Source organism: Streptomyces sp. NBC_01622 (assembly GCF_045209635.1).
GTDB lineage: Bacteria > Actinomycetota > Actinomycetes > Streptomycetales > Streptomycetaceae > Streptomyces.
In genome coordinates this window covers 4,756,743-4,776,078 of record NZ_CP109293.1, presented here as the reverse complement: position 1 = coordinate 4,776,078, position 19,336 = coordinate 4,756,743, and the positions used below count along the sequence as shown (strand labels likewise).

The following is a 19,336-nucleotide window of genomic DNA, read 5'->3' as shown; positions in this document are numbered from 1 at the left end:
GTGGCACCGGCGGCATGCGCCACCTCGACCACCGCCCCTTCGCGGAGCGACAGCTCAACGTCCACGCCTTCCGCCCGCCCACGGCCGCCGAAGACCTGTGGACCGGAGCCGCGAGGATCACCGCCCTCTGGGCACTCGCCGCATACGGACCTTCCCGCGTGGGGGCCGCGTTCGACGCCCTGCGCACAGCCTGACCACCGCCTACGGATCTTCATCCTGTCCCTTCATCGGCACTCGCCCCACGGGCGCGACCAGCCGCAACGGCGCCGCAGGCGACCGACGGCACCCCACTGACCTGCACGGATCGTCGGCCTCCCGCCGCGCATTACTCTGGGAGGCTGACCGTCCCCCCTGTCAGGAGAGAAATGGCCGTCAACCTGGTCAATGTCGAGAACGTCAGCAAGGTGTACGGCACCCGTGCCCTGCTCGACGGTGTCTCGCTCGGTGTCTCCGAAGGGGACCGGATCGGGGTCGTGGGCCGCAACGGAGACGGCAAGACCACCCTGATCCGGATGCTCGCCAAGCTGGAGGAGTCCGACACCGGCCGCGTCACCCACTCCGGCGGACTCCGCCTCGGCGTCCTCACCCAGCACGACTCCCTCGACCCCGAGGCGACCGTCCGCCACGAGGTCATCCGGGACATGGCCGACCACGAGTGGGCGGGCAACGCCAAGATCCGCGACGTGCTGACGGGACTGTTCGGCGGGCTCGACCTGCCGGGCTTCCCGCAGGGACTCGACACCGTGATCGGCCCGCTCTCCGGCGGCGAGCGCCGCCGTATCGCGCTCGCCAAGCTGCTCATCGAGGACCAGGACCTGGTCGTCCTCGACGAGCCGACGAACCACCTCGACGTCGAGGGCATCGCCTGGCTCGCCCAGCACCTGCGCGAGCGGCGCTCCGCGCTGGTCTGCGTGACCCACGACCGGTGGTTCCTGGACCAGGTCTGCACACAGATGTGGGATGTGCAGAAGGGCGACGTCTACGAGTACGAGGGCGGCTACACCGACTACGTCTTCGCCCGCGCCGAGCGCGAGCGCATCGCCGCCACCGAGGAGACCAAGCGGCAGAACCTGGTCCGCAAGGAGCTGGCCTGGCTGCGCCGGGGCGCCCCGGCCCGTACGTCGAAGCCGCGTTTCCGCGTCGAGGCCGCCAACGAACTGATCGCCGACGTGCCGCCGCCGCGCGACACCGGCGAGCTGATGAAGTTCGCCTCCTCGCGCCTTGGCCGGACCGTCTTCGACCTGGAGGACGTGACCGTCCAGGCCGGTCCCAAGGTGCTGCTGAAGCACATCACCTGGCACCTCGGCCCCGGCGACCGCGTCGGCCTGGTCGGGGTCAACGGCGCCGGGAAGACCTCCCTGCTGCGGGCCCTCGCGGACGCCGCCCGCAGCGACGGCGAGACCCAGCCCGTGGCCGGCAAGGTCGTCGTGGGAAAGACGGTGAAGCTGGCCTATCTCTCGCAGGAGGTCGCCGAACTCAAGCCCACGCTGCGGGTGTTGGAGGCCGTGCAGCAGGTGCGGGAGCGGGTCGACCTCGGCAAGGGGCGGGAGATGACCGCCGGGCAGCTGTGCGAGACGTTCGGCTTCAACAAGGAGAAGCAGTGGACGCCGGTCGGGGACCTCTCGGGTGGTGAGCGACGCAGGCTGCAACTCCTCCGGCTCCTCATGGACGAGCCCAACGTCCTCTTCCTCGACGAGCCCACGAACGACCTCGACATCGAGACGCTGACCCAGCTGGAGGACGTCCTCGACGGCTGGCCCGGTTCGATGATCGTGATCTCGCACGACCGGTTCTTCGTCGAGCGCACCACCGACAAGGTGTACGCCCTCCTCGGCGACGCGACCCTGCGGATGCTGCCGCGCGGCATCGACGAGTACCTGGAGCGGCGCCACCGTATGGAGGAAGTCGCCGCCGCTGCCGTCCTCGTCGTGGAGAAGGCCGCGCCCGCCGTGAGCGCCGCCGACCAGCGGGCCGCGAAGAAGGAACTCCAGAAGATCGAGCGGCAGTTGGACAAGGTCTCCGAGAAGGAGGCCAAGCTGCACGCCCAGATCGCCGACAACGCCACGGACTTCGCGAAGGTGGCCGAACTGGACGCCCAGCTGCGGGACTTGGGCGGCGAGCGGGACGAGCTGGAGCTGCGGTGGCTGGAACTCGCCGAGGACGCGTGAAGGGTGAGTGAAGGCGCATAACGGGGCTGTCACGGGCCGGTTCTCCCTTGGGTACAGGGGTGAACCGGCCCGTTGTTCATGGACAGCCGGGTGATAGAAAGGGCCGTCTGAGACCTGCTTGAATGCGCCTCCGGGTCCTTCGCGAAGCTCGGGGCGTGGCTAAAAATCAGTGAACGAGGGGGAGCCGCTGATGACTCAGCCGCCCGAACAGCCGCCGTCCGGCGGTTACGGAGCGCCGCCGAACCAACCGCCACAGCCACCGTCCGGCGGCTTCGGCGCTCCCGTCCCGCCGACGCCCGGCTACGGCTACCCGCAACAGCAGCAGCCGGGTCAGTACGGCCAGCAGCCGCAACCCGGTCAGTACGGCGGGCAGCCGGGTCCCTACGCCCAGCCGCAACAACCAGGTCCGTACGGCCAGCCGCAGCAGCCCGGCCCCTACGGCCAGCAGCCCCCCTACGGCGGCTACGGCTACCCGCCGCCCCCGCCACCGCAGTTCACCCCGCCCCAACCCCCCTCCGGCCGCGGCCCCTTCAAGGGCAGGCCCGCCCTCCTGATCGCGGCGGCGGTCGCCGGTCTGCTGGTCGTCGGCGGCACGGTGTGGGCGGTCACCGGCGGCGGTGACGACAAGAAGCCGGTGGCGCAGCAGAGCGGCAGCCCCTCGGCCTCCGGCACGAGCGGCGCCGACGACCCCGCCAACCCCGGTGACGGCAGCGGCGACGGCGGCAAGGACCCCGAGAACCTCAACGAAGGCCGCAAGTCCGGCGAGGCGAAGGTGCTCTGGTACAAGGAGGCGCCGGACGCGCCCGGTTCCGGCGCCGACGCCCCCGGCATGTGGATCACCGGCAGGACCGCGGTGAAGGCCGCGTACAAGGAGGTCGTCGCCTACAACGTGGGCAACGGCAACCCGACGTGGGCCACGATCACCTTCCCGCAGAAGATCTGCGCGGTCACCCCCGAGAAATCGGCCGACGACAAGATCGTGGTGGCGTACGAGAGCGGTGTCAGCGACAACGCCAAGTGCAACCACCTCCAGCAGCTCGACCTGAACACGGGGGCGAAGGGCTGGGCCGCGACCGTCGCGGACGGCGACCTGTTCGACAGCGCGCTCAGCATCGGGCTGACCATCACCGGCAAGACCCTGATGGTGGGCCGCTCGCAGTCGGGTGTCGCCTACGACCTCGCCACCGGCAAACAGCTCTACGAGAAGAAGAAGTACGGCGCGGCCTGCTTCCCGTCCGCGTTCGCGGGCGGCGGCAAGCTGCTCGTGGTCTCGTCCTGCGGGGCGGGCTCCGCCACCGAGCACGACGAGGTGCAGGAACTCGACCCGGCGACCGGCAAGACCAAGTGGACGAAGGCGATCCCCAAGGGCTGGACGGTCTCCCATGTGTACTCCGTGGACCCGGTCGTCCTCTACATGACCGACTCGGACAACAAGCACTGGAACATCTCGACGCTGAAGAGCGACGGTTCCGTCCGCTCGCAGGTCGACTCCAAGGCGTCCTTCGCACCCGGCTGCGGCACCTTCAACGACGATCTGCAGGGCTGCGAGGACGTCGCGGTCGACGCGAACACCCTCTACCTCCCGACCGACGCGACGACCGGTCCCAACCAGATCGTCGCGATCGACCTGGCCACCGGCAAGGAGATGTGGCGCGTCAAGTCCCCCGCGGACGAGTCGATGCTGCCGGTCAAGGTCGAGGGCGGAAAGCTGATCGCCTATGTCGAGGCCGCCTACGACGCGGGCGGCCAGGTCGTCTCCGTCCCGACGACCGGCTCCTCGCACACCACGACGAAGCTGCTGCAGCTGCCGGCGGGCACCGCGCGGATCGAGTCGAGCTTCTTCTCCCGGGACGTCGACTACGTCGACGGGCGCTTCTACATCTCGTCGACCCGGCTGAACGGCAATGACGACACGAAGGAGAAGTTGATGCTCGCCTACGGCAAGTGACCCTTTCCTGCGCTTCCGTCGACCCGTCCCCGAGGTACTCGTCATGACCCAGCCGCCCCCGCCGAACCAGCCCCCGCAGCAGGGCGGCTTCGGCCCGCCCCAGGACCAGCCCCCGCAGCAGCCACCGCCCCCACCGGGCTACGGCTACCCGCAGGCACCGCCCCCGCCACCGCCCCAGCAGCCGGGCTACGGCTACCCCGGCCAGCAGCCCAACCCGTACGCCCAGCCCCCGCAGCAGCCGTACGGGCAGCAGCCCAACCCCTATGGCCAGCAGCCCGGTTACGGCTACCCGGGGCCGGGCCAACCCGGTCAGCCGACCATGCCCTTGCACCCGCAGCCGGGCCAACCGGGCGGCGGCGGACGGAAGTTCGGGGCGTCCGCGGTGATCATCACGGCGGCGGTCGTGGCGATCGCGCTGATCGTCGGCGGTGGGATCTGGTACTCGTCCTCGTCCGGCAAGGACAACAAGGCCGACGACAAGAAGACCACCGCGGACTCAACTCCCTCCGACAGCAAGGGCGGTACCACCTCGGGCGGCAAGGAGAAGGTGCCCGCCGACACCGCCTCCAAGGTCCTCTTCCAGGTCCCGATGCCCAAGGTCAGCGACACCATGGTGACCTCCGGCTCCTGGCTCACCGACAAGGTGTACGCCAAGAGCGGGGCCGCCGAGGTCGACGGCTACGACCGTGACTCCGGCGCCAAGCTGTGGACGATCAAGCTTCCCGGCCCGGTCTGCCAGGCCACGAAGAACACCACGACCGACGGCAAAACGGCGATCATCTACGAGCCCGCCATGCCGACCAAGGCCAAGCCCTCGAACGGCTGCAGCCAGATCGCCGCGCTCGACCTGAACGCGGGCACCAAGCTGTGGACGAAGACCGCCAACTCCGGTGACCAGCCGATCAGTTTCGAGAACGTCACCGTCAGCGCCAACACGGTCGCCGTCGGCAGCACCGACGGCGGCGCCGCCTTCGACATCGCCACCGGCAAGGTCCTGTGGAGCCCCAAGGTCGCCGACTGCTACGACGCCGGCTACGGCGGCGGCGCCAAACTGGTCGCGGTGCGCCGGTGCGGAACGTACGACTCGCCCACCCTGCACATCCAGACCATCGACCCGGTCTCCGGGAAGGTGCTCTCGGACTACAAGATGGCCCAGGGCATCGAGTACGCCAGCATCGTGTCGACCGCCCCGCTGGTCGTCGCGGCCGACGTCGGCGACAGCGCGGGCGACGGCAGCGGCGTCTCCGACTTCTTCTCCATCGACGGCAAGACCGGCGCCCTGCGCGCCCACATCCCGGCCCCGGGCAAGCAGTACGCGGGCCGCTGCGACGGCATCACCCGCGTCGAGTACTGCACCGAACTCGCCGTAGGAAACGACCGGTTGTACGTCCCCACCGAGGAGCACGACGGCTCCGGCGACTCCTACAGCCGTACCAACGAGATCGTCGCCTTCGACCTCGCCTCCGGCAAGCAGACCGGCCAGCGCGCGGACGCGGGCGACGGCTACACCATCACCCCGCTGCGCATGGACGGCACCAACCTGCTCGCCTACAAGTCCCCGCCGTACGACAAGGGCGGCCAGATCGTCAGCATCGACGGCAACTCCTTCAAGGAGACGACGCTGCTGGAGAACCCGAGCACCGAGACGGTACGGGACACGGAGACCAGCTTCCTGCCGGACTACGCGGAGATCCTCTACTCGGAGGGCCACCTGTACATGTCGGGTGTCTACGCGGACAAGCCCTCGTCGTCCTCCACGGACGACAAGGACCTGGCGATCGCCTTCGGCACAACAGGCTGAACCACCACCCCCATTCACCCTCTCCTTCATCACCCCCATCACCCGTGAATGCCCCGGAATGCGAAAAAGTCCGTCGATCCGGGGCACTTCTCTCCAGTAGGGGCAGCGCAACGTCGAACAAGCGTGTAGCTTCCGGGGGCATGAAGGACGGGGGTGGTGGGGGCCCTCTGTTCTTGGGGACCGGTGGGCATCCATAGTGGGCATCCATTGGGGGGACTGGGGGGTTGCTCGATGGGAGTGCGGCTGATGGTGGTCGACGACCACCGATTGCTCGCGGAGGCGCTGGCCTCGGCACTGAAGCTGCGGGGACACCGGGTGCTGGCCGCGGCGGCGCCCGCGGCGGGCGCGGCGGAACTGGTGATCACCCGCGCACCCGAGGTGTGCCTGCTCGGCACGGCGACACCGGCCGAGCCGGGCATCTTCGACCCGGTGGTGAAGATCAAGCGGGAACGCCCGCAGGTAGCGGTCCTGGTCCTCGGCCCGGTCCCGAGCCCCCGCGGCATCGCGGCGGCCTTCGCGGCAGGCGCCTCGGGCTACGTCCGCCACGACGAGCGCATAGAGGGCGTGGAGCGCGCCATCATGAAGGCAAGGGCGGGCGAGGCAGCCGTAGCCCCACAACTCCTGCAAGGCGCCTTCAGCGAACTCCTCAACCCGGCGGCCCAGCCCGACGACGAGGGCCAACGGCTGTTGCAGATGCTCACGCCACGGGAGGTAGAGGTCCTGGTCCGGGTGGCCGACGGCGAGGACACCCGGCTGATCGCAGCGGGCATGGGCATAGCCCCGTCGACGGCGCGCACGCATGTGCAGCGAGTCCTGATGAAGCTGGGGGTGGGCTCACGGCTGGAGGCGGCAGCGCTGGCGGCGAGGACGGGGCTGCTGGACAGGGCAGGCCCACTGAACCATTCGGCGGGGCCGGAGGCGTAGGCGAGTTCTGGTGTCGGACCAGCGATGGGTGCGCGAGGAGTCCCGCACGCAGGCGCTACCCCTGGGGAGACGCCTTCCTGGATGTCAGGCCCGCCGCTTTCCTCACCGACACCTAAAGGGGCGCGGGCTGTGTCGAGTGCGGCTCCGCCGCGCGGGCGCGACCTGTCCAGCGCGGCCGGCACCTACCCCCTAGGGGCGCGGGGAACTGCGCGACCAGCCACAGTCCACCCGCACCCGGCAGACGGCCTAGGCCCCCTCTTCCTCCTCCGCGACGTCCGCCAATTCCACCGGAGGCGTCGGCCGCAACTTGAGCCACCCCAGGAAGAAGATCCCGAGCAGCAGCATCGCGATCCCGGTCCACAGGTTGATGTTGACGCCCTCGGACTTGTCCAGCGACGAGTCCGACGGGTTGATCCCGGCGATCGTGACGATCACGCCGTAGACGACGAACAACCCCCCGATGATCAGCCGCAGATCGAACAGCCGGGACGCGGTCGTCGACTTGCCCTCCAGCTCGCTGACTTCGCGCTGGAGATCGTGCTCTGAGGGCTCTGAGTGTCCGGAGTGTTCAGACATGGTCTCTCAATCCTCCCGCGACTAGAACGAGAACGGGATGTAGCAGAGGGCGGCCAGGACCACCGCGCCCCAGCCGAGCAGGGCCGGCCGGCGGTACCACGCGTCGTCGCCCGCGGCGGGCGCCTCGGTCATGCCGGGGGACGTCGTGCCGTAGACCAGGCCCTGGAGCTGTTCGGCCGGCTTGGGCCGGGTGAAGAGGGAGACGGCGAACATGACCACCGCACCGGCGACGAAGCCGGCGATCGCGGAGACGAAGTTGGCGCCCTGGTCGGAGGGGATGGAGATGATCCCCCGCTTGTAGATCCAGAAGTAGTTGACCATCGCGGTGACCGTGCCCGCGAGCAGCCCCCAGAAGCCGGACTTCGGGGTGGCCCTCTTCCAGAACATGCCGACGATGAAGACGACGAACATCGGCACGTTGAAGAAGGAGAACAGGGTCTGGAGGTAGCTCATGATGTTGGAGAAGGAGGAGGCCAGGAACGCCGTGCCCACCGACGCCGCCACGCCGATCACCGTGATCAGGCGGCCGAAGCGGACGTAGTACTCGTCCTCGCGGTCCTTCACGACGTACTTCGCCCAGATGTCGTTGGTGAAGACCGTGTTGAAGGACGACACGTTGGCCGCCATGCCCGCCATGAACGCCGCGAGGAGCCCCGTCACCGCGATGCCGAGGACGCCGTTGGGCAGCAGCTGTTCCATCAGGTACGGGATCGCGTCGTTGTACTGGAGGTCCGAGCCGCTGGTGCCGATCTTCGGGACGAGCGCGGCGGCGACCAGGCCCGGGATCATCACCAGGAAGACGATGAAGACCTTGGGGTACGCGGCGATGAGCGGGGTGCGCTGGGCGGCGGACAGGTTCTTCGCGGAGAGGGCACGCTGCACCTCGGCGAAGTTGGTCGTCCAGTAGCCGAAGGACAGCACGAAGCCGAGGCCGAGCACGATGGTCAGCCAGTTCGCGCCGAGCGGGTTGACGCTGCCGATGCCGGTGCCGCCCCACGCCGTGGTGAAGTTGTGGCCGTGGGTCGCGTCCAGCTTGTGGGTCAGGCCGTCCCAGCCGCCGACCTTCTTCAGGCCGAGGTAGGAGATGGGGATGAGGGCCGCGAGGATCACGAAGAACTGGAGCACTTCGTTGTAGATCGCGGACGACAGCCCGCCGAGGGTGATGTACGCGAGCACGAAGGCGCCGGCGACCACGATCGCCACCCACTGCGGCCAGCCCAGCAGCGCCTCGACGACGATCGCGAGGGCGTACAGGTTCACACCGGCGATCAGGATGGCGGCGAAGGCGAACAGGATCGAACTCAGCAGGTGTGCCCACTTGTCGAAGCGCAGCAGCAGGAACTCGGGGACCGAGCGCACCTTCGAGCCGTAGTAGAAGGGCATCATCACCAGGCCGAGGAAGACCATGGCGGGGATGGCGCCGATCCAGTACCAGTGCACGGTGTACGCGCCGTACTGCGCGCTGTTGGCGGCCATGCCCAGGATCTCGGTGGCGGCCAGGTTGGCCGAGATGAAGGCGAGACCGGTGATCCACGCGGGCAGGGAACGCCCGGAGAGGAAGAAGTCGAGGCTCGTCTTCACCGATCTGCGGGCGGCCAGACCGATGCCGAGGACGACGACGAAGTAGATCGCCAGGATCGTGTAGTCGAGCCCGTTGGTGGGCAGCCGGAGCCCGGCGGCGAGGGAGGTGGGGGGCTGCAGAGTCTGCATCAAGCGCTCACCTTGTTTGTGTTCTTCGTTTGGTGTTCTTTGTTTGATTTTGATGGTGACGGCTGGGGGGATCGGTGGTTTGATGTGTTTGGTTCTGTGTGAAGCGTGGACGTACGTATGGATGGAGTCCCGGCGTGAAGAAGACCTCGACCCGGTTGGCCGACGGTCGTGAGCTCATCTACTACGACCTGCGGGACGACACCGTGCGCGACGCGGTGGACCGCCGCCCGCTGGAGCGCACGGTCACCACTTCGGAGGTACGGCGGGACGTGCTGCTCGGCGACTCGGTGGCGATCGCCTCGCACCGCCAGGGCCGCATCTACCACCCGCCGGTCGACCAGTGCCCGCTCTGCCCGACGACGGGCGACCGGCTGAGCGAGATCCCGGACTCCTCGTACGACGTCGTCGTGTTCGAGAACCGTTTCCCCTCGCTGGCCGGGGACTCCGGCCGCTGCGAGGTGGTCTGTTTCACCTCCGACCACGACGCGTCCTTCGCCTCGCTGACCGAGGAGCAGGCGGCCCTCGTCCTCGACGCGTGGACGGACCGGACGTCGGAGCTGTCGCATCTTCCCTCCGTCGAGCAGGTCTTCTGTTTCGAGAACCGCGGCGAAGAGATCGGTGTGACCCTCGGTCATCCCCACGGCCAGATCTACGCCTACCCGTTCACCACCCCGCGCACCGCGCTGATGCTGCGTTCACTCGCGACTCATAAGGAGGCGACCGGCGGGGAGAACCTCTTCGACGCCGTCCTGGAGCGTGAACTCGCCGGTGAGCGGGTCGTCCTTGAGGGTGAACACTGGGTCGCCTTCGTGCCGTACGCGGCGCACTGGCCCTACGAGGTCCACCTGTATCCCAAGCGGCGCGTGCCCGATCTGCTCGGTCTGGACGAGGCGGCCCGCACAGAGTTCCCCAAGGTCTATCTGGAACTCTTGAGGCGCTTCGACCGGATCTTCGGTGAGGACGAGCCTCCGACGCCGTACATCTCCGCCTGGCACCAGGCGCCGTTCGGCACACTGGAGGAGTTCGAGGGTGTGAGCAGGGACGACTTCGCGCTCCACCTTGAGCTTTTCACCATTCGCCGCACTTCCGGCAAGCTGAAGTTTCTCGCGGGTTCCGAGTCCGGCATGAGCGTGTTCATCAACGACGTGCCGCCGGAGCGCGCGGCCGAGCGACTGCGAGAGGTAGCGAGTTGATGAGCGGTAAGTACCTGGTCACGGGCGGGGCGGGTTACGTCGGCAGCGTGGTCGCCCAGCACCTGCTGGAGGCGGGCCACGAGGTCACGGTCCTGGACAACCTCTCGACGGGCTTCCGTGAGGGCGTGCCCGCGGGTGCCACGTTCGTGGAGGGCGACATCAGGGACGCGGCCAAGTGGCTCGACTCCTCGTACGACGCCGTGCTCCACTTCGCCGCGTTCTCCCAGGTCGGCGAGTCCGTCGTCAAGCCGGAGAAGTACTGGGAGAACAACGTCGGCGGCTCGATGGCCCTGCTGGCCGCGATGCGCGAGGCCGGCGTCCGCAAGCTCGTCTTCTCCTCAACGGCGGCCACGTACGGCGAGCCGGAGGAGGTCCCGATCGTCGAGACCGCCCGCACCTCCCCGACCAACCCCTACGGTGCGTCGAAGCTGTCGGTCGACTTCATGATCACGAGCGAGGCGCAGGCCCACGGACTGGGAGCCGTGTCCCTCCGCTACTTCAACGTGGCGGGCGCGTACGGCAGTTGCGGCGAGCGGCACAACCCGGAGTCGCACCTCATCCCCCTGGTCCTCCAGGTCGCCCAGGGCAAGCGGGACGCGATCTCCGTCTACGGCGACGACTACCCGACGCCGGACGGCACCTGCGTCCGTGACTACATCCACGTGGCGGACCTGGCCGACGCGCACCTGCTGGCGCTCAAGGCGGCCACTCCCGGCGAGCACCTGATCTGCAATCTGGGCAACGGCGAGGGCTTCTCGGTCCGCCAGGTCATCGAGACGGTCCGCCAGGTCACCGGGCACCCGATCCCCGAGGTCGTCGCCCCCCGCCGCGGCGGCGACCCGGCGGCCCTGGTCGCCTCGGCGGCCCGCGCCAAGGAGCGCCTCGGCTGGAACCCGACCCGCGCGGATCTCGCGGGCATCGTCGCGGACGCGTGGGCGTTCGCGCAGAACGTATCGAAGGGTTAGGAGAGAACACGTGGGTGTACTTGAGGGCTTCGAGGAGCTGTACGGCACCGCTCCCGAGGGCGTCTGGGCCGCGCCGGGCCGGGTCAACCTGATCGGCGAGTACACCGACTTCAACGAGGGCTTCGTGATGCCGCTCGCCCTGCCGCACACGGCGGTGGCGGCGGTGTCCCGCCGTACGGACGGCGTACTGCGCCTGCACTCGGCGGACATCGAGGGCCCGGTCGTAGAACTGCACGTCGACGAACTGGCCCCGCGCACCAACACGAGCTGGGCCGCGTATCCGGCGGGCGTGGTCTGGGTGTTGCGCGAGGCGGGCCATCAAGTCACCGGCGCGGACATCCACTTGTCGTCCACGGTCCCGACGGGCGCGGGCCTGTCGTCCTCGGCGGCGCTGGAGGTCGTCACGGCCCTGGCCCTGAACGACCTCTTCGAACTGGGCCTGTCCGGACCGGAGTTGGCCCGCTTCTCGCAGCGCGCGGAGAACGACTTCGTCGGCGTCCCCTGCGGCATCATGGACCAGACGGCCTCGGCCTGCGCCGAGGAGGGCCACGCGCTCCACCTCGACTGCCGAGACCTGTCCATCCGCCAGATCCCCTTCGACCTGGCGTCCGAGGGCCTCTCGCTCCTGGTGGTCGACTCCCGCGTGAAGCACGCGCTGGGCGACGGCGAGTACGCGGAACGCCGCGAGGGCTGCGAGGAGGGCGCCCGCCGACTCGGCGTCCCCTTCCTGCGGGACGTGGCGTACGAGGACCTGGACGCGTCCCTGGCCCGCCTGACCGACGAACGAATCCGCCGCTACGTCCGCCACGTGGTCTCCGACGACCACCGGGTGGACCAGGTGATCTCACTTCTCGACGCCGGCGAGGTCCGAGCGATCGGCCCGGTCCTGACCGAGGGCCACGCCTCCCTCCGCGACGATCTCCGCATCTCCTGCCCCGAGTTGGACCTCGTGGTCGACACAGCGGTCGGCGCGGGTGCCCTCGGCGCCCGCATGACGGGCGGCGGCTTCGGCGGCTCGGCGATCGTCCTGGTCGAGGCCACGGACACGGACACGGTCACGAAGGCGATCGAGGAGGCCTTCGCGGGGGCCGGCTATACGGCACCTCGGGTGTTTCCGGCGGTGCCTTCGGCGGGGGCGCGGCGGGTGAGCTGATCCGGGGTTCGTCGCCTCCCCGCTTGTCGGAGGGCGGGCGGCGACGCCGGGGGACGTTCGCGGGGCATGCGGGGCGGACTCGGGTCGGCCCGGGTCCCTGCCCTCTGGGAAAGCGTCGCCGCGAACCTGACACTCTCCTGATGACCCCTGACACGCCCACGACTGAGCCGGAGACAGCGTCGGCTGAAGATCTCCGGAAGCTGATGTCCTCGGTTCGGTACGTCTTATGGGACCTCGACGGTCCGATCTGCCAGCTGTTCGCGGGGCACTCCGCGTCCGAAATAGCCCGCGAACTGGTCAGCTCGCTCGGGCCGGACGAGCAGTTCAAGCTGCTGCCCATGGAGGAACGTTTAAGCAAGGACCCGCACGGCATGCTGGTCACCATCAGCCAGCGGCATCCGGACACCGGCCAGATCGCAAAACTGGAGGAGTGGCTGACCGGGGAGGAACTGAAAGCCGTCGGTTCCGCCGTTGCGACCCCCCATGCCGGGGACGTGATCCAGGTGTGGGCGGGACTGGGCGTCCGGTTGGCCGTCAGTACCAACAACTCGGCCCGGGCTGCCACCGCTTACCTTGCGGCCAAGGGACTCGACGGCTTCTTCCCGCACGTCTACGGGCGTACGCGTGACCTCCACCTGATGAAGCCGCACCCCCACTCCTTGAAGCTGGCACTCCATGCGATGGGTGCCGACCCGTCGGAGGCGCTGATGCTCGGTGACGCGACAACGGATTACGACGCGGCACGGACCGCCGGAGTCGCCTTTCTGGGATATGCGTGTGACCCCCTCAAGGTTCGGGCATTTCGGCGGGCGGGAGTGGAACCGTCGCGGATTGTGCCCTCCCTCAAGGAGGTCTGGGACGTGCTCAAGTCTCAGGGCTGAACCACCAGCAGGAAGAGCAGCAGTGCCACCCACCACAGGAGCCATGTCTGCCGACCTCTTGCATCCTTGGGAAGCTTCTTCCCCTTCGCTCCTTTGGATGCCTTCTCTTTCTTCGGCGTCTTGGGTGAGGCGATCAGAACGGAGACCAGGATCAGAAGTGCTGCACCAAGGGCTCCATACGATGTCCGGATCTGCTGCTCGACAACAGTCCGGACTATGAACCACGCAAAATCCGGGGCGATCATTCAGGACCCCCGTCCGATTCAGTGAAGTCGGCCAATTGGACCAAACTGGCTCACGGTTGATATCCCCGGACTACTTGATCCCGTAACCACCAGTTCAATCGGTCTGCCAACCTGACCGAAACTGGTTTTCCCCACCGCCCTTGCGAGGTACGGTCGTTGTGTGAGTGACGACGGACGCGACGAGGTCGGCGGAGCGGTCGAGAGTGTTCTGACGGAACTGCGTCGCCGCATCGTCGCCCAGGAGTACCCGGAGGGCAGCATGCTGCCCTCCCAGCGAGAACTGGCCACCGCGTTCGGTGTCTCCCGGGACACCGTGCAGCGCGCCCTGCGGGAGCTGAGTGAGGATCACTGGATCAAGTCCCGCCAGGGCAGCGGTTCGCGTGTCGTCATCAAGGCCTCCCAGCCCACTCCTCCAGCGGATGACGCCGCCCGGATACGGAGGGCGAGGATGGCCTGGTTCGTCGAGCGGGCCTTTGCGCGGGCAGAGGTCAGGCTCGACGTCTTCTGCTTGACGTCCGAATCGCTCGACGCACATCTCCGTGTCCAGGCGGAACGCATTCTGGACCGTTCGGCCACCGCGCCGGAAAAGATCAGACTGCGGATGCTGCTTCCGGACAGGGAGATGCTGCTGCCAGTTCCGCGCAACATCGATGCACCGGATGACAAGAGAGTGGTCGAGCGCCTGTTGGCGATCTCCGACCGCTGTCTGTCGTCGCTGGAGGACACACTCCGGAATCTCCGGGCGAATGGCCCGGTCCAGGAGGTCGACTTCGAGGTCAAGCGTGTTCCTTTAGTGCCGGTGTCCAAGTTGTTCCTGCTCAACGGGACGGAGGCCTTCCAGACCATGTACAAGCTGGCCCGGCGGCGCATCGCACTGGGCGGGACGGAAGAGGTGGAGGCGATTGACATCCTCAGCGTCGGCGCCACTGGCACCTACTTCGACAAAACCGATGACGAGGACGACGCACAGGCTGCCTGGGTGAAGGACCAGCAGGACTGGTTCGATTCGCTCTGGGAGCACCTCGCCACGTGACGGCATGACTCCAGTGGCCTCAGTGGCTGAAATGCACTCACGAGGCCCGCTTCGGCACTATGCTCCAGGTCGCCTCCGAGTCGAGCGGCCTGCGGAAGCACCCCCTGCTCGCTAGGTGTCTCCCAGGAGTGAAGTGTCCAACGCAGTCGATGTCGGCGAAGAGTTCGTGCGACTGGCCCAGAAGATCGGCACTGGCAGCGGTGGTCACCACAATCACAACTATGTGCTGCCCCTTACCGAAGACATGGCCCGACTCTGCGGGGGTGAACCCGGTACCCGTGTGCTCGTGCGCGTTCCGCGGCCGGATGCTGTCCCGGTAGTGATCAGAACCTGGTCCGAGGCGCAGCTGCTGCGCTCGTTCGAACACCCGCCGCCCCACGTACCGCGGTGCCTGGCCAGCACGGCGACGGCGACTGTGCTCAGTTACGTGGAGGGCGTCCCGCTGTCCCGTGAGTGCCCGGACGGGGAACCCGTGGACCGATTGTGGATCTCGGACATGGCCCAACTCCTTGCCCAGACAGCCGCGGTAGGCCGGGAGGAGCTGCCGGCGCCGCCCGACGGCTGGCCTCATGACGGCCAGGACAGCCGGGGTTACCTGGGCGCCCTGACGCAGTTGGCCGACGAGCAGATCCGCAAGCCCAGTTGGTCGGTGTACGGGGGCCTGTTCAACGCGCTGGGCGTTCCGGAAAACGCGCTGACCCAAATGGCCGAGAACGTACCGGTCATGACCGACCGTCCCTGCGGCCTGCTCCACGGAGACCTGCACCGCGACAATGTCGTCCTCACGGACCACGGCGATCCCCGCATGATCGCCGTCGACTGGGAGCTGGCAACGTACGGGGACCCGCTGTTCGACCTCGCCACCCACCTGGTCCGCATGCGCTACCCGGAGACCCAGCACAAGACCGTGATCACCGCATGGGCCAAAGCCATGGAGTCGACCGTGCCGGCCGCGACCAAAGGCATGGACAGAGACCTGCCGCACTACCTCGCGTTCGAGCGGGCCCAGTCGGTCTTCCCCGATGTCATAAGAGCCGCGCGATCGCTGCGGCAAGGTCCGCAGCGGGAACGCACGCCGGACGACCTCCTGCATGACGCCGAGTCGGCCGTGCGGCACGCGCTCCAAGCCGGCGCGGAGCCTCTTGGTCTGCGAGATCTTCCCAGCGCGGCCAAGGTGCGCGACATTCTGCACCGGTGGCAGGCGTCAGGCCCGGACGGACTGGCCGGCCCAGGGAGCGATGTCCGCGACCACACCAATCCCGTCGAAGCCGGCCTCGCACGCTGAAGACATTCCGCTCAGTCTTCTCGGATGCGCGCGTGCAGATGCATGTCGTGGCGGCCGTCGTCATGCACGGCGGCGCTGCGCTTGGTGCCTTCCAGGAGGTAGCCGGACTTGGTGGCGACCCTGCATGAGGCGTGGTTGCGGGTGGAGTGGTCCAACTCCAGCCGGTGGAAGCCGATTTCGTCCAGGGCCCAGGTGCTGAGTGCCGCAAGGCCGCGTGAAGCGACACCGGCATCGCGGGCGGCCGGGAGGACCCAGTAGGCGACGACGGCCGTGCCGTCGTCGAAGTCCAGACCGCGCAGCACTGTCCGGCCGAGCACCTCGTCCCCGCCGCGGGTGATCGCCCAGTGGCCGCCCTGCTCTCGTTTCCAGTCCTGGCGGTACGTGTCGAACCATTCCCGGACCTGGGTCTCCGAGGTCGGCCGACGCGTGTGCCACCGGCGGATCTCACCGTCCTGGTAGGCGGACAGGAATGCCGGTGCATCCCATTCCTCCCAAGGGCGCAGCAACAGGCCCCCGGCGACGGGAAGTTCGGGTTGGGGGGAGCCGCCGAGCAGGCCGGAGACGATGACGGGCGGCGTCGACAGAGCGCGGGTCATGACTCACCCCAGCCGCTTTGTCAGCGTGTACTCCGTGACCCCCGGCGGATAGTCCGGGATCACGCACACCACCTCGTAGCCATGCTTCTTGTAGAAGTCCGGTGCCTGGAAGTCCCATGTCTCCAGGCGGGCCGCCACACAGGCACGCTCCTCGCGGGCGATGCGCTCGGCCTCCGCGAGCAGTCGGGAGCCGAGTCCTGCTCCCCGGTGGCGGGCGTCCACCCAGAGGTATGTCACGTGGAGCCAGTCCGCCCAGGTGTGGCAGATGGCCCCGGCCGCGAGGGCGCCCGTGGTGTCCAACGCCCAGACGTGAAGCGGAACTTCACGTTCGCGAGGGGTTCCGCGCAGGGCCCGCAGCACCGGGGACGCGGCCGTGTTGGTTTCGAGCAGCCGGGCGCGGAGCAGATCGCGTCGCTCTCTGTCGACTTCCGTCTCAATACGAAACATGCGGCTCACCATAAACGGGCTGGACAGTCAGTTCTGCAAATTGGGTTCCGCTGCTGCGGCCCGGCCGTACTCTGTGAACAGCACCGGTGGGGGCCGGTGCTGATCAGGGGGCGAGACAAGTCGGGTACGACGCCCGATGTGGGGGTAGCAGTCTCTGCACGGCGGCGGCCGTGCGGCTTCGGCCGCTCCCGGGCGTCGTACCCGCAACCAACGTTTCGTCTCCCGACGATGAGGTATCCCCTGCTCCACCAGGAGCCTGGGGAAGGGGGTTTCGTGGTTCGCATCCGAGTCCTGGTCGTCGACGACCATCGCATCTTCGCCGAGTCGCTCGCCGCGGCACTGGCGGCCGAGCCCGATGTCGACGTGTCCGCGGCCGGCAGTGGTCCCGCCGCGCTGCGCAGCATGGAGCGCGCGAACGCCGAGGGCCGCAGATTCGACGTCCTGCTGGTGGACGCCGACCTGGGCGGCAATGTGCAGGGCATCCGGCCCGCAGTGCCCGTGCAGGCGGGCAACGAGGACGGGCTGGTGGACGGGATCTCCCTGGTCGCCGGGGTCCGTTCCGCCCAGCCGAGCGTACGGATGGTCGTACTGGCGGAGAAGGACGATCCGCGCCGGGCCGCGCTGGCCCTGCAGGCCGGAGCCTCCGGCTGGGTCGCCAAGGACTGCTCGCTGTCCAGGCTTTTAACCGTCATCCGAGGGGTGCTTCGCGACGAGACGCACCTGCCACCCGCCCTGCTGACCGGGGTCCTGCGCGAGTTGACGGCCGCGCGCAAGCACCGCACCGAGAGCGAGCGCCTGGTGGAGTCGCTGACTCCGCGGGAGCGCGAGGTGCTGCGCTGCATGGTGGCCGGGTTGGGGCGCAAAGCCGTTGCCGAGCGGTTGTTCCTCTCCCCGCACACAGTCCGGACGCATATGCAAAACGTGCTCGGCAAGTTGGGGGTCCACTCGACTCTCGCGGCGGTGGCGCTGGCGAGGCGCGCGGGGGTGGGACCCGTCGACCTAGCCGGGGATGTTGTCGAACGGGGCGGTCAACTGGCGTAGCAGTCCGGCCAGTTCGCCCCGCTGGGCGCGGGAGAGTTCCGCGAGGATCGCGCGCTCCTGCGCCAGCAGTCCGGCCAGGGCCTGGTCCGCGCGGTCCTGGCCCTCCTCGGTGAGCCGGACCAGCACGCCCCGGCGGTCGCTGGGGTCGGGGAGCCGTTCGACCAGGCCCTTCTTCGCCAGCCGGTCGATACGGTTCGTCATCGTGCCCGACGTGACCAGGGTCTGCGTCAGCAGCTGGCCGGGGGAGAGCTGATAGGGGCTGCCCGCGCGCCTGAGCGCCGTCAGCACGTCGAACTCCCAGGGCTCCAGGCTGTGCTCGGCGAACGCCAGCCGGCGGGCCCGGTCCAGGTGCCGGGCCAGTCTGCTCACCCGGCTGAGCACCTCAAGTGGCTCCACGTCGAGGTCCGGGCGCTCCCGGCGCCACGCTGCGACAAGCCGATCGACCTCGTCCTCCATGACGATCAGTGTAGTGGTTGTGTCGACATGAAGTCTCTTGATATCAACTAACTTGCTTAGAAGTCTCTTGACATCGAGATAATCGGCCGGGGAGAGTGGGAGACATGACGACGACTTGGGACCCCGCCCAGTACCTGCGGCACGCCGGCCACCGCGCCCGCCCGTTCACCGACCTCCTCGCCCGCGTCACCGACGTCCCCGGCACCCCGCCCCGCATCGCCGACCTCGGCTGCGGCCCCGGCAACGTGACCACCGTCCTCGCCGACCGCTGGCCCACCGCGCACATCACCGGCTACGACAACTCACCCGAGATGCTGGCGAAGACCGAGCCCTATGCCGGCCCCACCGCCGGTGGCGGCCGGCTGGACTTCGCCCACGCGGACGCCACGACCTGGGCGCCGGCCGAGCCGTACGACCTGATCGTGTCGAACGCGGCGCTGCAGTGGGTGCCGGGACACCTGGACCGCTTCGGCGACTGGGTCTCCGCGCTCACACCCTCGGGCACCTTCGCCTTCCAGGTGCCGGACAACATCGACGCGCCCCTGCACGCCCTGATGCGCGAACTCGCCGCCACCGCCCGCTGGAAGAGCCGGCTCGGGGAGGTCCTCCGGCACGAGGACTCGGTGCACACACCCGGCGTCTACCTCGACCGCCTGGCCCGCCTCGGCTGCACGGCCGACGTCTGGCAGACGACGTACCAGCACATCCTGCCCGGCCCCGACCCCGTCCTCGACTGGGTCAAGGGCACCGGCCTGCGCCCCGCTCTCACCGCCCTCGCCGACGACCCGGAGGCGCGGGACGCCTTCGTCACCGAGTACCGCGGCCTGCTCCGCGAGGCGTATCCGACGGCGGAGTACGGCACGGTGCTCCCCTTCCGGCGGTTGTTCGCAGTGGCCCGTAAGGGGGTGTGAGCG

19 protein-coding genes are annotated in these 19,336 nt (G+C 68.6%); 13 read left to right on the top strand and 6 right to left on the bottom strand.

Going from position 1 to position 19,336, the window contains the following annotated elements:
• Positions 1–14: 14 nt before the first annotated feature.
• The 5 genes from OH768_RS21410 (at position 15) to OH768_RS21390 (ending at position 6,841) form a co-directional block, all read left to right on the top strand.
• A complete protein-coding gene (locus OH768_RS21410) occupies positions 15–194 on the top strand; it encodes a hypothetical protein (protein WP_406455910.1) in 180 nt (59 codons plus the stop codon).
• Positions 195–365: 171 nt separating this feature from the next.
• Entirely contained in the window at positions 366–2,168 is a 1,803-nt protein-coding gene (locus OH768_RS21405; RefSeq protein WP_406455908.1) for an ABC-F family ATP-binding cassette domain-containing protein, read from the top strand.
• 190 nt (positions 2,169–2,358) lie between these two features.
• Positions 2,359–4,116, top strand: coding sequence for a PQQ-binding-like beta-propeller repeat protein (locus OH768_RS21400; RefSeq protein ID WP_406455906.1), 1,758 nt, complete (start codon positions 2,359–2,361; stop codon positions 4,114–4,116).
• A 43-nt stretch (positions 4,117–4,159) separates the two neighbouring features.
• Positions 4,160–5,917: a PQQ-binding-like beta-propeller repeat protein gene (locus OH768_RS21395; protein WP_406455904.1), complete on the top strand. Its 1,758-nt coding sequence runs from the start codon at positions 4,160–4,162 to the stop codon at positions 5,915–5,917.
• A 231-nt stretch (positions 5,918–6,148) separates the two neighbouring features.
• Positions 6,149–6,841, top strand: a complete 693-nt coding sequence (locus tag OH768_RS21390; protein WP_406455902.1) for a LuxR C-terminal-related transcriptional regulator — start codon at positions 6,149–6,151, stop codon at positions 6,839–6,841.
• Between the two features lie 246 nt (positions 6,842–7,087).
• Here OH768_RS21390 and OH768_RS21385 read toward each other — a convergent pair whose 3' ends face one another.
• The gene (locus OH768_RS21385) at positions 7,088–7,417 is read right to left on the bottom strand and encodes a hypothetical protein (protein WP_406455900.1); all 330 of its coding nucleotides are present in this window, start codon (positions 7,415–7,417) and stop codon (positions 7,088–7,090) included.
• 21 nt (positions 7,418–7,438) lie between these two features.
• Positions 7,439–9,127, bottom strand: coding sequence for a sodium:solute symporter family protein (locus OH768_RS21380; protein ID WP_406455898.1), 1,689 nt, complete (start codon positions 9,125–9,127; stop codon positions 7,439–7,441).
• 134 nt (positions 9,128–9,261) lie between these two features.
• On the opposite strand from OH768_RS21380, the gene galT reads away from it, so the two are divergent.
• The 4 genes from galT (at position 9,262) to OH768_RS21360 (ending at position 13,319) form a co-directional block, all read left to right on the top strand.
• Positions 9,262–10,320, top strand: a complete 1,059-nt coding sequence (galT, locus tag OH768_RS21375; RefSeq protein ID WP_406455896.1) for a galactose-1-phosphate uridylyltransferase — start codon at positions 9,262–9,264, stop codon at positions 10,318–10,320.
• Positions 10,320–11,285, top strand: coding sequence for a UDP-glucose 4-epimerase GalE (galE, locus tag OH768_RS21370; RefSeq protein ID WP_406455894.1), 966 nt, complete (start codon positions 10,320–10,322; stop codon positions 11,283–11,285). Before galT ends, galE begins: the two co-directional genes overlap by 1 nt.
• A 10-nt stretch (positions 11,286–11,295) precedes the next feature.
• Positions 11,296–12,438 (top strand): galactokinase, encoded by a 1,143-nt coding sequence (gene galK, locus OH768_RS21365; RefSeq protein ID WP_406455892.1) that lies wholly within the window; start codon positions 11,296–11,298, stop codon positions 12,436–12,438.
• Between the two features lie 203 nt (positions 12,439–12,641).
• The gene (locus OH768_RS21360) at positions 12,642–13,319 is read left to right on the top strand and encodes an HAD family hydrolase (protein WP_406455890.1); all 678 of its coding nucleotides are present in this window, start codon (positions 12,642–12,644) and stop codon (positions 13,317–13,319) included.
• On the opposite strand, the gene OH768_RS21355 is transcribed toward OH768_RS21360, so the two are convergent.
• A complete protein-coding gene (locus OH768_RS21355) occupies positions 13,310–13,564 on the bottom strand; it encodes a hypothetical protein (protein WP_406455888.1) in 255 nt (84 codons plus the stop codon). The two genes, OH768_RS21360 and OH768_RS21355, sit on opposite strands and share 10 nt — an antisense overlap.
• Before the next feature lie 160 nt (positions 13,565–13,724).
• Between OH768_RS21355 and OH768_RS21350 the strand changes: the two genes are divergently transcribed.
• Positions 13,725–14,597 (top strand): winged helix-turn-helix domain-containing protein, encoded by an 873-nt coding sequence (locus OH768_RS21350; RefSeq protein WP_406455886.1) that lies wholly within the window; start codon positions 13,725–13,727, stop codon positions 14,595–14,597.
• Positions 14,598–14,841: 244 nt separating this feature from the next.
• A complete protein-coding gene (locus OH768_RS21345) occupies positions 14,842–15,882 on the top strand; it encodes a phosphotransferase (protein ID WP_406465386.1) in 1,041 nt (346 codons plus the stop codon).
• A gap of 11 nt (positions 15,883–15,893) precedes the next feature.
• Here OH768_RS21345 and OH768_RS21340 read toward each other — a convergent pair whose 3' ends face one another.
• Both OH768_RS21340 and OH768_RS21335 read right to left on the bottom strand, forming a co-directional pair.
• On the bottom strand, positions 15,894–16,478 hold the full coding sequence (locus OH768_RS21340) for a GNAT family N-acetyltransferase (protein WP_406455884.1): 585 nt from the start codon (positions 16,476–16,478) through the stop codon (positions 15,894–15,896).
• Positions 16,479–16,481: 3 nt separating this feature from the next.
• Positions 16,482–16,937 (bottom strand): GNAT family N-acetyltransferase, encoded by a 456-nt coding sequence (locus OH768_RS21335; protein WP_406455882.1) that lies wholly within the window; start codon positions 16,935–16,937, stop codon positions 16,482–16,484.
• 261 nt (positions 16,938–17,198) lie between these two features.
• On the opposite strand from OH768_RS21335, the gene OH768_RS21330 reads away from it, so the two are divergent.
• The gene (locus OH768_RS21330) at positions 17,199–17,966 is read left to right on the top strand and encodes a response regulator transcription factor (RefSeq protein WP_019066623.1); all 768 of its coding nucleotides are present in this window, start codon (positions 17,199–17,201) and stop codon (positions 17,964–17,966) included.
• Here the strand turns inward: OH768_RS21330 and tamR are convergent.
• Positions 17,925–18,422 carry a MarR family transcriptional regulator TamR gene (tamR, locus tag OH768_RS21325; protein ID WP_019066624.1) on the bottom strand — a complete coding sequence of 166 codons (498 nt, stop codon included), beginning with the start codon at positions 18,420–18,422 and terminating at the stop codon, positions 17,925–17,927. The two genes, OH768_RS21330 and tamR, sit on opposite strands and share 42 nt — an antisense overlap.
• Before the next feature lie 104 nt (positions 18,423–18,526).
• On the opposite strand from tamR, the gene OH768_RS21320 reads away from it, so the two are divergent.
• Entirely contained in the window at positions 18,527–19,333 is an 807-nt protein-coding gene (locus tag OH768_RS21320; RefSeq protein WP_406455879.1) for a trans-aconitate 2-methyltransferase, read from the top strand.
• Positions 19,334–19,336 lie beyond the last annotated feature (3 nt).

What these genes read in the sequence shown, in the direction of transcription:
- OH768_RS21410 (WP_406455910.1), top strand. Translation starts at nt 15, where the DNA reads ATGCGCCACCTCGACCACCGCCCCTTCGCGGAGCGACAGCTCAACGTC.
- OH768_RS21405 (WP_406455908.1), top strand. Translation starts at nt 366, where the DNA reads ATGGCCGTCAACCTGGTCAATGTCGAGAACGTCAGCAAGGTGTACGGC.
- OH768_RS21400 (WP_406455906.1), top strand. Translation starts at nt 2,359, where the DNA reads ATGACTCAGCCGCCCGAACAGCCGCCGTCCGGCGGTTACGGAGCGCCG.
- OH768_RS21395 (WP_406455904.1), top strand. Translation starts at nt 4,160, where the DNA reads ATGACCCAGCCGCCCCCGCCGAACCAGCCCCCGCAGCAGGGCGGCTTC.
- OH768_RS21390 (WP_406455902.1), top strand. Translation starts at nt 6,149, where the DNA reads ATGGGAGTGCGGCTGATGGTGGTCGACGACCACCGATTGCTCGCGGAG.
- OH768_RS21385 (WP_406455900.1), bottom strand. Translation starts at nt 7,417, where the DNA reads ATGTCTGAACACTCCGGACACTCAGAGCCCTCAGAGCACGATCTCCAG.
- OH768_RS21380 (WP_406455898.1), bottom strand. Translation starts at nt 9,127, where the DNA reads ATGCAGACTCTGCAGCCCCCCACCTCCCTCGCCGCCGGGCTCCGGCTG.
- galE (WP_406455894.1), top strand. Translation starts at nt 10,320, where the DNA reads ATGAGCGGTAAGTACCTGGTCACGGGCGGGGCGGGTTACGTCGGCAGC.
- OH768_RS21360 (WP_406455890.1), top strand. Translation starts at nt 12,642, where the DNA reads ATGTCCTCGGTTCGGTACGTCTTATGGGACCTCGACGGTCCGATCTGC.
- OH768_RS21355 (WP_406455888.1), bottom strand. Translation starts at nt 13,564, where the DNA reads ATGATCGCCCCGGATTTTGCGTGGTTCATAGTCCGGACTGTTGTCGAG.
- OH768_RS21345 (WP_406465386.1), top strand. Translation starts at nt 14,842, where the DNA reads ATGGCCCGACTCTGCGGGGGTGAACCCGGTACCCGTGTGCTCGTGCGC.
- OH768_RS21340 (WP_406455884.1), bottom strand. Translation starts at nt 16,478, where the DNA reads ATGACCCGCGCTCTGTCGACGCCGCCCGTCATCGTCTCCGGCCTGCTC.
- OH768_RS21335 (WP_406455882.1), bottom strand. Translation starts at nt 16,937, where the DNA reads ATGGTGAGCCGCATGTTTCGTATTGAGACGGAAGTCGACAGAGAGCGA.
- tamR (WP_019066624.1), bottom strand. Translation starts at nt 18,422, where the DNA reads ATGGAGGACGAGGTCGATCGGCTTGTCGCAGCGTGGCGCCGGGAGCGC.
- OH768_RS21320 (WP_406455879.1), top strand. Translation starts at nt 18,527, where the DNA reads ATGACGACGACTTGGGACCCCGCCCAGTACCTGCGGCACGCCGGCCAC.